General features: G+C 66.4%; 7 protein-coding genes. 5 read left to right on the forward strand and 2 right to left on the reverse strand.

The genetic code is table 11. The annotated features are described in order from the left end of the window. Positions 1-65 precede the first annotated feature (65 nt). Positions 66-668, reverse strand: a complete 603-nt coding sequence (locus IFT87_RS07915) for a response regulator transcription factor (protein ID WP_037530253.1) — start codon at positions 666-668, stop codon at positions 66-68. Further along, entirely contained in the window at positions 658-2,112 is a 1,455-nt protein-coding gene (locus IFT87_RS20865; protein ID WP_192008044.1) for an ATP-binding protein, read from the reverse strand. Before IFT87_RS20865 ends, IFT87_RS07915 begins: the two co-directional genes overlap by 11 nt. 350 nt (positions 2,113-2,462) lie before the next feature. On the opposite strand from IFT87_RS20865, the gene IFT87_RS07925 reads away from it, so the two are divergent. The 5 genes from IFT87_RS07925 (at position 2,463) to IFT87_RS07945 (ending at position 13,744) form a co-directional block, all read left to right on the forward strand. Then, positions 2,463-3,050 (forward strand): LuxR C-terminal-related transcriptional regulator, encoded by a 588-nt coding sequence (locus IFT87_RS07925; protein WP_192008046.1) that lies wholly within the window; start codon positions 2,463-2,465, stop codon positions 3,048-3,050. A gap of 157 nt (positions 3,051-3,207) precedes the next feature. Continuing rightward, positions 3,208-4,404, forward strand: coding sequence for a hypothetical protein (locus IFT87_RS07930; RefSeq protein ID WP_192008048.1), 1,197 nt, complete (start codon positions 3,208-3,210; stop codon positions 4,402-4,404). A 20-nt stretch (positions 4,405-4,424) separates the two neighbouring features. Beyond that, complete coding sequence (locus IFT87_RS07935) at positions 4,425-5,492, forward strand: multicopper oxidase domain-containing protein (protein ID WP_192008050.1); 1,068 nt, start codon at positions 4,425-4,427, stop codon at positions 5,490-5,492. A 74-nt stretch (positions 5,493-5,566) separates the two neighbouring features. Continuing rightward, entirely contained in the window at positions 5,567-6,151 is a 585-nt protein-coding gene (locus IFT87_RS07940; protein WP_192008052.1) for an SCO family protein, read from the forward strand. A 369-nt stretch (positions 6,152-6,520) separates the two neighbouring features. Next, positions 6,521-13,744, forward strand: a complete 7,224-nt coding sequence (locus IFT87_RS07945) for a peroxidase family protein (protein WP_192008054.1) — start codon at positions 6,521-6,523, stop codon at positions 13,742-13,744. Position 13,745: the final 1 nt, after the last annotated feature.

Raw genomic sequence — 13,745 nt, forward strand, 5'->3', positions numbered from 1 at the left:
CACGGTCTCCCTGCGACAGCGCTATGGGGCGGCGGGGTTAAGTATAGCCTAAGATCGGCTGTTTCTTACAACGGCACGCACGTGACGCGCGCCTCGACCGCGAACCGGACGAGCTGCGCCAGGCTCGTCGCGCCCGTCTTGCGCATGAGATGCTCGCGGTAGGTTTCGACCGTGCGCGGGCTGATATCCAGCCGCGTCGCAATCTGTTTCGCGGTCAGCCCCTCAACGATCTGGCGCAGGACCTGGCGTTCGCGGTGCGAGAGCGAGGCGAGGCGCTGCTCGAGCAGGGTCGATTGCAGGATCCGGTCGCGGACCGCCGCCACCGCGCCGAGCAGCCGCTGCGCCTCGAACGGCTTTTCGAGCAGGTCGACAGCGCCCGATTTCATCGCCGCTACCGCCATCGGGATATCCGCATGACCGGTGACGAGGATCACCGGGTCCGACCGGTCGAGCGATGGGAGGGTCTGCAACAGCTCGAGACCGCTGAGGCCGCCCAGCGCGACGTCGCTGAGAATGATTCCGGGCGGAAGCCGCGGCAGGTCGAGCATGAACGCCTCGACGCTGGGGAAGGAGCGGGTCTCGAACTCCTCCAGCGCGAGGAGCATTTCGAGCGAGCGGCACATCTGGGGCTCGTCATCGATGATGTAGATCGGCCGGTCACGCGGCATGGGCGACCATTTCTCCACTGGACCCGGCACCAGGACGCTGCGGCAGCGAGACGCGGAAGGTCGCGCCGCCGCCGCTGTTCGTCGCGGCAGTGATCGTCCCCTCATGCGCGTCGACGATCGCGCGGCAGATGGCGAGCCCGACACCGAGGCCATGGGGCTTGCTGGTGCGGAACGGGGCGAAGATCGCCTGTTCCTGGCCGGGCGCGATGCCGGGGCCGGTGTCGGAGACGGTGATCGTGCACTGCCCGTCAGGCCCCGAGACGGCGCGCAGGTCGATCACGCGGATCGCCGTGTCGGACACCGCATCGGCCGCATTGGCGATCAGGTTGAGCAGGACCTGCTGGATCTGGATCGCATCGATCCACAATTCGCCGAGATCGGGCGCGATACTGACCTTCAGCTCCGCTCCGGCCTGACGGACCGCGAGCATGCCGAGCGTCGCCCCCTCCGCGATGATGTCGCGCGCATCGACCCATTGCGCCTGCAGCGGACCGCGCTCGACGAACCGGCGCAGCCTTTTGAGCACGGCGGCCGCCCGGAAGATCTCCTGGACCGCGCCGTCGAGCGCCGCGCCGACCTCGACAGTGTCGCGGCCGCGCGCCAGCGCCGCCTGCGCGACGGTGGCGAAGTTCGCGGCGGTCGCCAGCGGCTGGTTCAGTTCATGCGCAATCGCCGAGCCGAGCTGGCCGAGCGCGGTGGCGCGTGCGAGCTGGTGGAGCTCCGCCTGCAGCAGCGCGAGCCGTTCGGCGGCGGCGACCTGTTCGGTCTCGTCACGGAGATGGAGCGTGCGCAGCCCGGTCGCGGCGAACGGCAGCGTCCCGCTCGACAGCGACAGCGCGAGACGCGTGCCATCGGCGCGGCACAGTTCGTGCGCGGTCGCGGTCTCGCCGGACAGGTCGGGCAGGCCGGGAAGCAGGTCCGCGAGCCGCAGGCGTCCGGTATCGGGGTCGGTGATCCCCAGGATGCCGCGCGCGCTCCGGTTGATCGCGAGCACGTCGCCCGCCGCGTCGACGATGAGCATCGCCGCGGGGGTGGTGTTGAAGATCGAGTGGAGACAGAGTTCGCGCTGGTGCGACCGGCCCTGCGCGAGGCCGGCGCGCTGGCGCAGAAGGGTCATGCGACCGCCGAACAGCGCGAGGACGATCGCAAAACCGGTCACGACCAGCGTGTTCAGCGGCGTCACGAGCGGATGGTGCGCGCTGAACACCAGCGCGGTGGGGATCGTCGTCGCGGCGCCCACGCACGCGGTCAGCGCACCCCCCAGGACGGCGCCGATCGCGATCGCCGCCAGCGCGAAGGTGAAGGGCAGGTCGATCCCGAACAGGTGCCGGCCGACCGCCGTGGCAACCAGCGCGGCGCTGCCGAACCCCACGCCTTGCAGCAGGTTCCAGCGCCAGTCGGACGCGGTCTCCTGCTGGTCGACGATGGCCCATAGCCGCTGCACGATCGCTCCAAATTCGAATCCGCCGGAAAGAACCAAAATGCTACGCTTTCCGCATAGGGGTTTCCAGACACCGGCCGGGGTCTTCGTGCAGTGCAACCGTCTCAAATTGAAGCAAAGCCGGTGTGGTGGTCATGGTGTGCCAAGCCTGAACAGACTGTCTGGGGTCCGTATCCGTACGGACTTGCCTAAGACCCGGCGTGGTCGCAGCCTCAGCCAATGGTCTAGGCAGCTTTGGTAAGATTATCGCGTAATATTACAAAAACATCCAATGGAGGGGCGTCATGAATGAGCAGATCATTCGCAATGATGAATTGGATAGATCCAACGCTATTGTCGCAAGCAATGCCGAAATGTTCCGCTACGCCATATCGAGCATTCTCAGCCAGCAGCATCTAGCCGATACGGTTCTGACGACATCGAACTGGAGCAGCGTCCAGGCGCATCTCCTGAGGGCGCACTGCACCAAGCTCGCCGTCATCAATACCGATGTTCTGAACGGCCAAGGTCACGGGATGATGCGCCGGCTGCGCCTGTCCTACCCGCACCTTCGGATCATCGTCGTCGGGCAGACGCGCGAGCGGATGAAGATCCTGTCGCTGATCAGCGCGGGTGCGCACGCCTATATCCTCGAATCCATGCCGATGGACGAGATCGCCAAGGCGGTGCGGATGGTCGCCGCGGGCCATATCTACCTGCCCGACATGGTCGGCGACCTGTCGGCGCCCGAACCGGACTCGGTGCGGGCCGAGGGCGCGCTCACCCGGCGGCAGCAACAGGTGCTGCAACTGCTCGTCGGGGGCGCGTCGAACAAGGAGATCGCGCATGCGCTGAACCTCGCCGAGGGGACGATCAAGGTGCATCTGTCGGGGCTGTTCAAGGCGCTCGGGGTGCACAACCGAACCGGTGCGGTCGCGTCGGTGCATGCGCAGGCCTATTGACCCGGCCTGCAACCATGTCGCGCGGCGGCCCGCCCGGGCCCTGCATCGTCCATGGTCTTAGACCGAGCGGCCTACTTGATCCTGCGGCAGCGTCTGGCACCTAAATACCGGGAAATCGGGCAGATATTGCGCTGCGCGAACGTCATGGGGATAGTCGATGGAGCGCCGGGACTTTCTGAAGATTGGGGCCGGCGCAACGACGGTGGCGCTCGCCGCGACGGCGCAGCAGATGATCACGCCGACCGACACGCCGCTCAGCAGCCCGGCGCCGACGCCGATGTCGCTGTCGGGGTCGTCCGATCTTGCGCAGTCGCTCCGGCTGGTCATCGAACCGGTCGAGAAGGAGATGATCGACGGCAAGATCGTCTACATGGTGTTCTATTTCCACGAAAGCGGCCAGCCGCAGCCGGTGTTGCGGTACCGCGAGGGCGAACCCGTCTCGCTCAGCATCACGAACAACGACCTCGTCCCGCACGGCTTTGCGATCACCGGCATCCCGCAGGCGACCGTGCCCGAAATCCCCCCCGGCCAGACGCGGCAGGTGCCGGACTTCGTCGCGCCGGTCGGCGGCTCCTATCTCTATCATGATCCGTATGAGCCGCCGCTCAACCGCATCCTCGGGCTGCACGGCGCCTTCATCGTCGACCCTGCGCTGGGCACGACGGTCGCGGGCTCGGCCACGCCGTTCAGCCGCGCGATGCACACGCCGCAGATCGCCGCGGTGTTCGATGCGTTCGGGCGGCATCCGCGCTTTCCCGGCGAGCGGTGGAAGGCGGGGGATCCGGCCCGCGACAAGCTGTGGCTGTTCTCGCAGACCGATTCGGCGATTAACGCGCGCGTGGCGGCGGGGTACCGGATATCGGGCCAGGCGCTGATCGATGCGTTCCTCCCCGATTATTTCCACATCAACGGCCTGAGCGGGTTCGATACCGCGGTCCACGACACCACGGCCAGCGTCGACCGGGCGGCCGCGCAGGCGATCGAGCCGGTCGGGAAGCAGGGTCAGCCGACGCTGTTGCGGGTGATGAATGCCGGGCTGTGCACGCATTCGGCGCACATCCACGGCAATCACCTGTTCGAATGTACCGAGGCGGATGCGAGCGGCGTCCCCTATTGCGAGACCAACGTCTACGAACGCGACGTGTGGGTCATGCGGCCGATGGACCGCAAGGACATGATCCTGCCGTTCGAGCGGCCACCCGACGTGCCGGTCTGGCCGCCGAGGGAGGAGCCGTTCCCGCTGAAATACGTCATGCACTGCCACACCGAGATGTCGCAGACCGCGGGCGGGGGCAATTATCCGCAGGGACTGGTCACGCACTGGACGATGACCAGCCCGATCTACGCCTTCTGATCCGGTCGAGACGATGGGGAATGACCATGGGCGATGAGAGTATCAGTCCGTCGGGGATCGACTGGACCAAGACCGCGGCACAGGGCGTCACCAATTTCCGGACGTTCGGCTGCAACGTCTTCAAGGCGAGCCTGCCGACGCCCGACCGGCTGACGCCCGACATCAGCTTCGTCCGGCAGGTGACGACCAGCGGCAATCTGGTCGCGCCCGACGGGGTACGGCTGCGCTACTGGGCGTTCGAGGATCCGGCGAGCGGCGTCAAATCGCCCTATCCCTCGCCGCTGATGCGCGTGCGGGAGGGACAGATCGTGCATGTCACTTTGCTCACCGCCAAGCATGCGCACACGATCCATCATCACGGGATCGAGCCGACGACGATGCATGACGGCGTCGGCCATGTGTCGTTCGAGGTGGCGAACCAGTTCACCTATCAGTGGAAAGCGTCGAGCCCGGGCACCTTCTTCTATCACTGCCACCGCAACACGCCGCTGCATTTCGAGATGGGGATGTTCGGCGGGCTGATCGTCGATCCGCCGGAGGGGCCCGGCTATCTCTATTCGTCGCCGATGGCGAATGCGCCGTACCAGCGCTATCAGGTCGAGCGGCTCTGGGTGTGCGACGACATGGATGCGCGCTGGCACAATGTGCTGAGCAACAACCATGATGCGGGCATGTGCGGCGAAAATGTCGGGCTGAACCGGTTCGAGCCCAAATATTTCCTGATCAACGGTGTGTTCCCGACCAAGACGATGACCGATCAGAAGGTCGCAGCGAAGGCGCGGGTCGGCGAGACCGTCCTGATCCGGCTGCTCAACGCGAGCTACTCGATCCTCAGGGTGACGTTCCAGGTGCCGGTGACCTGCGTGTCGTGCGACGGGCACCGGCTGGGCAAGGAAAACTGGAATGCGCCGATCGTCTTTCCCGCGGGGACACCGATCGAGCTGACCAGCGCCACAAGGCTCGATTTCCTGATCACCGCGGCTCAGCGTGGCGCGATCAACGCAACGATCGAATATCTCCACTGGATCACCCGCCGCGTCCAGGACAATGGCCGCGGCGTGGCCAAGACGCAGATTGTCGTATCATGACCACATTCCCGACCCGATCCGCCCCCCCGTCCGCCTCCCCGTCCGCACGTCCCGGCCATGCGACGCATGCGGCAATGCCCACGCAGCTGGGCGGGGCGTTCGACTTTTCCGATGTCGCAGGCCGCCCGATCGGTGCCGCGGACTTTCGCGATCGCTGGACGCTGCTGTTCTTCGGGTACAGCCGCTGCCGCGCGAGTTGCCCGATGGCCATTCCGCGCATGGTGCAGACGGCGGAACGGCTGCGCCAGTCGGGGATCGCGGCGCGTGCGCTGTTCGTCGACATCGACGTGCCGCCGCTCGGCGTGGTGCGATTCCGCCGGCCGGCCGCGGCGGCGGCGATGGCGTTGCAGGCGCCGCCGCATCACGGCCATGGCGAGCTCGACCGCATTGCGGCGATGCGCGCGCTGGCGAAGAAGTTCGACGGGCGGCTGGTGGTCGCGACGGGGACGCGCGCGCAGCTGAACGCCGCGACCCAGGCGTTCAACGTCGCGCGTGAACATATCCCGCCAAGGCCCGGCGAGATGGGGCACAGCATCAACCATTCCTCGCTCATCTATGTCCTCGCGCCCGACACGCGTGTCGCGGGCTATGCGATGCACGACCAGCCGTCGGTCGCGCTCGAGGACATGATCCGTCATCTGGCACGCCGCCGGGGCTGACCCGGCGGCTTTTGTGTCCAGTATCGTCTCGACCGGCTGACTCGCTCGCCGGATCGGGACCCCGCCGCCGGAACGAGCCCCCCCTCACTGGCGGCGGGGTAGCGCCGCGCATGGGCTTGCTCGACCTCGCACAGACCGGGATTCGAAGCGTGTTCGGATCCATCGCCAGGCGGAGCGGCCGCGAACCCGGCCGTTCGGCCTAGGACAGAGCCTAGGCTGCCAGGGGCCGGCGTAGGTCCTTCATGGGCCTTATCCCGCCGAACGAAGAATGGAAGGTTGGCGTCACGACGTGTGCCGGTCTTCGATCACGACCCGATCACGATCGCTCGAGACGTTTCGCGTTTCGTCATTCAGAGGGGAAATTGCATCATGTCTGGTGACTTTACCGTCGATCTGGGAGATCTGAACTTCATCCTGGCGCAGATCAGGATCAGCGAGCGCAATGCCGCTGGCGAGTCACTCGCGGATATCCTGGGCCCCCAGGCGCAATTGATCCCCTATGGTCTGCGGACCGTCGATGGCAGCTACAACAATCTGCTGCCGGGCAATGCGGTGTTGGGCGCGGCGGACCAGCTGCTGCCGCGGCTGACGACGCCGGTGTTCCGCAATCTGAACGACGGCGCGACGTTCGGCACCGGGCCCGGCGGGCCGGTCCTGACCAACACCGATTACGGCACGCCGGGCAGCGTGGTCGATGCCGACCCGCGGCTGATCAGCAACCTGATCGCCGACATGACCAACACCAATCCCGCGGCGATCGCCGCCTGGTACGTCAACGCGCATGCGCAGGCGGCCTATGCCGATGCGCATGGCGGCGACGCGCCGCCCGATGGCTATATCCCGACCAACGAGGAACTGGCGTCGATCCCGAACCTGTCGCCGGACATCGGCCTGTCGCCGTCGTTCAACGCGTGGATGACGTTCTTCGGCCAGTTCTTCGATCATGGGCTCGACCTGATCACCAAGGGCGGCAACGGCACGGTGCTGATCCCGCTGCAGCCCGACGATCCGCTCTATGTCCCCGGCGGCCCCAACTTCATGCCGCTGACCCGGTCGACGCAATATGACGCCAACGGCAACCCGGTCGTCGGCGGGACCGAGACGGTCAACACGACGACGCCGTTCATTGACCAGAACCAGACCTATACCTCGCATGCGTCGCATCAGGTGTTCCTGCGCGAATACAAGTTCTCGGTCGATTCGGATGGCGACGGGGTGAAGGATTCGCATGCGATCTCGACCGGGCGGCTGCTCGACGGCGCGATCGGCGGGATGGCGAACTGGGCCGAGACCAAGGCGCAGGCGCTGACGATGCTCGGCATCCGGCTCGACGACTACGACGTGCACAACGTGCCGCTGCTGCTGACCGACGCGTACGGCCGGTTCATCCCCGGCGCGAACGGCTATGCGCAGATCATGCTGAAGGACGGCACGCTGCTCGAGGGGACGGCCGAGGGCGTCGCGGTGCCCGCGAACGCGTACTTCACCGGCCACGCGTTCCTCAACGACATCGCGCACCATGCCGAACCGGTGCTGGTCGACCTCGATCACAATCCGGCGACGCCCGCGGTGCGGCAGACCGCCGATACGGACATGCTCGACTTTAATGGCGACGGCGTGTCCGACGAGGCCGATCTGGTCGCGGGCGAGGGGCGGATCGTCGATGCGGATGGCGACCACGCGATCACGCTCGACGACCTGCGCGACGTCAATCTGGACGGCGTGATCAACGCGCGCGACCTGATCGCCGACGACAACAACCCGCTGACCTATGACGACGAGATGCTCGACGCGCATTTCGTCACGGGCGACGGCCGCGGCAACGAGAATATCGGGCTGACCGCGGTCCACACCATCTTCCATGCCGAGCATAATCGCGTGGTCGAGGCGGACAAGCTGACGATCATCGCATCGGGCGACCTCGCCATCGTCAACGAATGGCTGCGCCCTGCGGCGGACGGCACGCGCAGCGCGATCACGCAGGCGGAGCTCGATGCGATCGAGGCGCTGACCGGGACGGCGAAGACGCAGGCGATCGATGCACTCGACTGGGATGGCGAGCGGCTGTTCCAGGCGGGGCGGTTCAGCACCGAAATGCAGTATCAGCATCTGGTGTTCGAGGAGTTCGCGCGCCGGATTCAGCCCAATATCGATCCGTTCATCTTCAGCAATACCGCCGACATCGACCCTGCGATCACCGCCGAATTCGCGCACGCCGTGTACCGGTTCGGCCATTCGATGCTGACCGACACGATCGAGATCACCGATCCGACGCTGTCGACGCAATCGCTGAGCCTGGTCGAGGCGTTCCTGAACCCGCAGGCGTTTGGCGAAGCCGGTCTGGATCCCGTCACCGGCGAGGAGGATGCGGCGATCGCCGCGGGCGCCATCATCCGCGGGATGACGCGCGTCGAGGGCAGCGAGATCGACGAGTTCGTGCCCGATTCGCTGCGCAATTTCCTCGTCGGGCTGCCGCTCGACCTCGCCGCGCTCAACATCGCGCGCGGCCGCGATGCCGGCGTCGCGGCGTTCAACGTGGTGCGTGCGCAGCTCTATGCCTCAACCAACGATTCGCAGCTCAAACCCTATACGAGCTGGCTCGACTTCGCGCAGAACATCAAGAACCCGCTGTCGATCGTCAATTTCGTCGCCGCCTATGGCACGCATCCGCTGATCACCGGCGAGACGACGCTGGAGGGCAAGCGCGCCGCCGCGACCCTGCTGGTGATGGGCGGCGCGGATATCGTCGTGCATGCGAATGCCGCGATGGGCGTCGAGGAGCATGTGCTCCAGGCCCCGGCCGATCGGCTCAACTTCCTGCAGAGCAAGGGCAACTGGGCGCCCAGCATCGTCGACGGGGTCAATAGCCACGAAACCGGGCTGAACCTGGTCGATCTGTGGATCGGCGGTCTGGCCGAGGAGAAGATGGAATTCGGCGGGATGCTGGGTTCGACGTTCAACTATGTGTTCGAACACCAGCTCGAAAGTCTGCAGAACGGCGACCGCTTCTATTATCTCAGCCGTACGCAGGGCATGAACATGCTCAACGAGCTGGAGAAGAGCAGCTTCGCCGATCTCGTGATGCGCAATTCCGACCTGGGCGACGTGCATTCGACGCATGTCGACGGGCAGATCTTCAACACCGCGGACTATATCCTCGAACTTGATCCGCTGACGCCGCAGGTCACCAATATCGGCGAGGACGGCACGTATCTGGCGGGCGGCACGTTCGATCCGGTCTGGGAGGACAGTTTCCAGCAGGCGTTCGACCCCAAGGTGGTGCGGATCGCCCCGGGCGAGGACGTCGACGGCGACGGCCATGACGATGGCGGGATGCTCAAATATAGCGGCGGCGAGCATGTCGTGCTCGGCGGGACCGAGGGCAATGACCGGCTCTATGGCGACAAGGGCATCGATACGCTGTGGGGCGATGGCGGCGACGATTACCTGAACGCGGGCACGGAATCCGATCAGGTCTATGCCGGTGACGGCGACGACATCATCGAGGACCCGTTCGGCGACGATTTCCTGCGCGGTGGCGAGGGCAATGACGTCGTCAGCGGCGGCTCCGGGCTCGACATCATGTTCGGTGGCGGCGGCCAGGACTTCATGGTCGGCGGCACCGACGCGAAGGAGATGTTCGCCGGCCGCGGCAACGACTTCCTGCTGGGCGGCAGCGGCAGCGACGGTCTGATGGGGAATGAAGGCGACGACTGGATCGAGGGCGGCGACGGCTTCGACAGCGTGACGGGCGAGAATTCGAACCTGTTCTTTAACAGCCCGATCATCGGCAACGACATCCTGAACGGCGGCGGCAACGACACCGATTATGACGGGGAGAGCGGCGACGACATCATGATCCAGGGGGCGGGGATCCAGCGCAACAACGGCATGGCCGGGTTCGACTGGGTCATCCACCAGGGTGATACGACCGCCGCCAATTCGGATCTGGGGCTGAGTGCCGCGGTCAACCAGCAGGCGTTCACGCTGCGCGACCGCAACGACCTGGTCGAGGCGTTGTCGGGCTGGAAATATGCCGACACGCTGACCGGCCGGCAGATCCCGCTCGGCCTCGTCAGCACGGGCGCCAATTTCCCGGACCTGCTCGGCGACGACAATCCCCGGATCCTCGGCAACAACCTGTACGAGGACGGCGTCCGGCTGATCACCGGGCTGCGCGAACTGCTGAGCTTCAAGACCTGGGATGCGAACGATGCCGATGCGCTGGTGATGGACGGCAGCACGACCGACGACTTGCTGATCGGCGGCGGCGGTGCGGACGTCATCAAGGGGCGCGCGGGCAACGACGTCATCGACGGCGACGCCTTTATGCACGTCTTCATCAGCGTGCGCGAAAACAAGGACGGGTCGGGCGCCGAGCTGTTCCGCGCGGATTCGCTGACCGAGATCCAGGCGCGGCTGCTGAACGGGACGATCAACCCCGGCCAGCTCGTCGCGTCGCGCGAGATCGTCTACCGCGAGACCGTCAACGGCTATGCCACGGGTGCGGCGACGATCGGGTCGGGGATGGATACCGCGGTCTATATCGGCAACCGCTCCAACTTCACGATCACGCTGCGGCCCGACGGGCGGGTCAGCGTCGTCGACAATGTCGGCGACGAGGGCAGCGACATGCTGCGCAACGTCGAGCGGATCCAGTTCGCCGACAGCGTCGCCGAGATCAACCGCCAGCATGTCGGCAGCTTCGAGATCGATAACGTCGAGCCGGAAATCGATCAGGTGCTGACGGTCACGACGGGCAGCTTCATCGATTATGACGGCACGACGAGCTTTGCGCGGCAGTGGCAGCGTCAGGTTGAAGGGACGTGGGTCGATATCGCGGGGGCGACCGACGACACGTACAAGGTCACGGTCGACGATATCGGCCAGCCGCTGCGCGTCGCGACCAACTATACCGACAATCGCGGGTTCAGCACGCAGGGGACGAACCAGCCGGAATCGGTGGTCTATTCCGACGCGACGATGGCGGTCGCGATCCCCGATTACGCGATCCTCGGCGACGAGGAGGCCAACGTGCTCACCGGCACGGAGGACGCCGACCTCGTCTTCGCGCGCGGCGGCGATGACACTTTGCTCGGGCTGGACGGAGACGACCGTCTGTTCGGCGAAGACGGGAATGACAGCCTCGACGGCGGCAGCGGGGCCGACCGGATGGCGGGGGGGCTGGGCGACGACACCTATGTCGTCGATGACGGCGGCGACACGGTCGTCGAGGGCAGCGAAGGCGGCACCGACACGGTGACCAGCAGCATCAGCTACACGCTGGGCACCGAGGTCGAAAATCTGATGCTCGGCGGCTCCGCGGGGATCAGCGGTACCGGCAATGCGGGCAACGACGTGCTGACCGGCAACGGTGCCGCCAACACGCTGACGGGGCTCGCCGGTGCCGATTTCCTCGATGGCGGGGCGGGCGCCGACACCATGGCGGGCGGGCTGGGGGACGACACCTATGTCGTCGACAGCACGGGCGATGTCGTCAGCGAAAGCGGGGGCGACGGGACCGATACCGTCCTCAGCAGCATCGCCTACACACTCGCGACGGGGCTGGAAAACGTCACGCTGACCGGAAACGCGGCGCTGAACGCCACCGGAAACGCCGCTGCGAACACCGTCACCGGCAATGACGGGGACAATGCTCTGGCGGGGCTCGCGGGGGACGACTGGCTGACCGGCGGCGGCGGCAACGACCGGCTGGACGGCGGCACCGGTGCGGACACGATGTCGGGTGGGCTCGGCAACGACACCTATACGGTCGACAATGTCGGTGACGCCGTCGACGAGACAGGCGGCGACGGCGTCGATCTGGTCAACAGCAGCGTGAGCTTCGCGCTAGCGGCCGGGGTGGACAACCTCACGCTGACGGGCAGTGCAGCGATCAACGCGACGGGCAATGCCGATGCGAACGTCCTGACGGGCAATGCCGGGGTGAACCGGCTGACCGGGCTGGAAGGCGCGGACACTCTGCGCGGGCTTGCGGGGAACGACCAGCTGTTCGGGGGCGACGGGGCCGATGACCTCGACGGCGGCATCGGTGCCGACCTCCTGTCCGGCGGCACGGGCAACGATACCTATACGGTCGACAATGTCAGCGACGTCGTCGACGAGACCGACGGCGATGGCGTCGACCTGGTCAAGAGCAGCGTGACCTTCACGCTCGCCGCCGGTGTCGAGAATCTGACGCTGACGGGGAGCGGTTCGCCCAGCGCGACGGGCAACGCCGCCGCCAACATCCTGACGGGCAATGGTGCGGCGAACACGCTGACGGGTCTCGACGGCGACGACACGCTGATCGGGCTGTCGGGCAACGACCGGCTGAACGGCGGTGCGGGGGCGGACATCCTGAACGGCGGCACCGGATCGGACATCATGACCGGCGGCGACGGCGACGATCTCTATAGCGTCGACACGACCGGCGACATCGTCGACGAGACCGGCAGCGACGGTATCGACACCGTCACCAGCAGCATCACCTACACGCTCGGCGCCGGCGTCGAACGCCTCACCCTGACCGGGACGGGGGGAATCGCGGGGCGGGGCAATGCCGCCGATAACGTCATCACCGGCAATGACGGCGCCAACGCGCTGTCGGGCTTTGCCGGCAACGACCAGCTGTTCGGCGGCGCGGGCACGGATACGCTCGACGGCGGCACCGGCCAGGACGTGATGTCCGGCGGGCGCGGCAACGACAGCTATGTCGTCGACGATATCGGCGACGTGGTCGACGAGACCGGTGGGGACGGTCTCGATACGGTCACCAGCAGCGTGTCCTTCACGCTGGGGGCGGGGGTCGAGCGTCTTACGCTGAGCGGGGTGGCGGCGATCGATGCGACGGGCAGCGCGGACGCCAATATCCTGACGGGCAATGCCGGCGTCAACATCCTGTCGGGCATGGAGGGGGCCGATACGCTGCGCGGGATGGCCGGCAACGATCAGCTGTTCGGCGGTGGCGGCGCCGACACGCTCGACGGCGGCACCGGCGCGGACGTGATGGCAGGCGGTCTCGGCGACGATATCTACATCGTCGACACTCTGGGCGACAGCGTCGACGAGACCGACGGGGACGGCGTCGATCTCGTCACCAGCAGCATCACCTTCACGCTGGCCGACGGGCTCGAGAACCTGACGCTGACGGGCACTTCCGGGGTGCACGGCAACGGCAATGCCGGCGCGAACGCACTGACGGGCAATAGCGCGGGCAATATCCTGTCCGGGTTCGACGGCGACGACCTGTTGCAGGGGCTGGGGGGCAACGACCAGCTGCTGGGCGGCGCGGGGCAGGACCGGCTCGTCGGCGGCACCGGCAGCGACCGGCTGACCGGGGGCACGGGCGACGACGTGTTCGTGTTCGTGACCGGGCAGGGCAATGACACGGTGGTCGATTTCGACTTCGATGCGGCCGGGGGACAGGACCTGCTCGATGTTTCGGGTTGCGGCATCACCGCCGCCAATTTCGGGGCACAGGTGCTGATTTCGCAGGTCGGCGTCAACACGGTGATCACGATCGGCACGCAGACGATCACGCTCACCGGGGTGAACGCGACGACGATCGACCACAGCGATTTCGGGTTCTGAT

The organism is Sphingomonas sp. CFBP 8765 (genome assembly GCF_014841445.1).
Classification (GTDB): domain Bacteria; phylum Pseudomonadota; class Alphaproteobacteria; order Sphingomonadales; family Sphingomonadaceae; genus Sphingomonas; species Sphingomonas aerolata.

What these genes read in the sequence shown, in the direction of transcription:
- IFT87_RS07915 (WP_037530253.1), bottom strand. Translation starts at nt 668, where the DNA reads ATGCCGCGTGACCGGCCGATCTACATCATCGATGACGAGCCCCAGATG.
- IFT87_RS07925 (WP_192008046.1), top strand. Translation starts at nt 2,463, where the DNA reads ATGTTCCGCTACGCCATATCGAGCATTCTCAGCCAGCAGCATCTAGCC.
- IFT87_RS07930 (WP_192008048.1), top strand. Translation starts at nt 3,208, where the DNA reads ATGGAGCGCCGGGACTTTCTGAAGATTGGGGCCGGCGCAACGACGGTG.
- IFT87_RS07935 (WP_192008050.1), top strand. Translation starts at nt 4,425, where the DNA reads ATGACCATGGGCGATGAGAGTATCAGTCCGTCGGGGATCGACTGGACC.
- IFT87_RS07940 (WP_192008052.1), top strand. Translation starts at nt 5,567, where the DNA reads ATGCCCACGCAGCTGGGCGGGGCGTTCGACTTTTCCGATGTCGCAGGC.
- IFT87_RS07945 (WP_192008054.1), top strand. Translation starts at nt 6,521, where the DNA reads ATGTCTGGTGACTTTACCGTCGATCTGGGAGATCTGAACTTCATCCTG.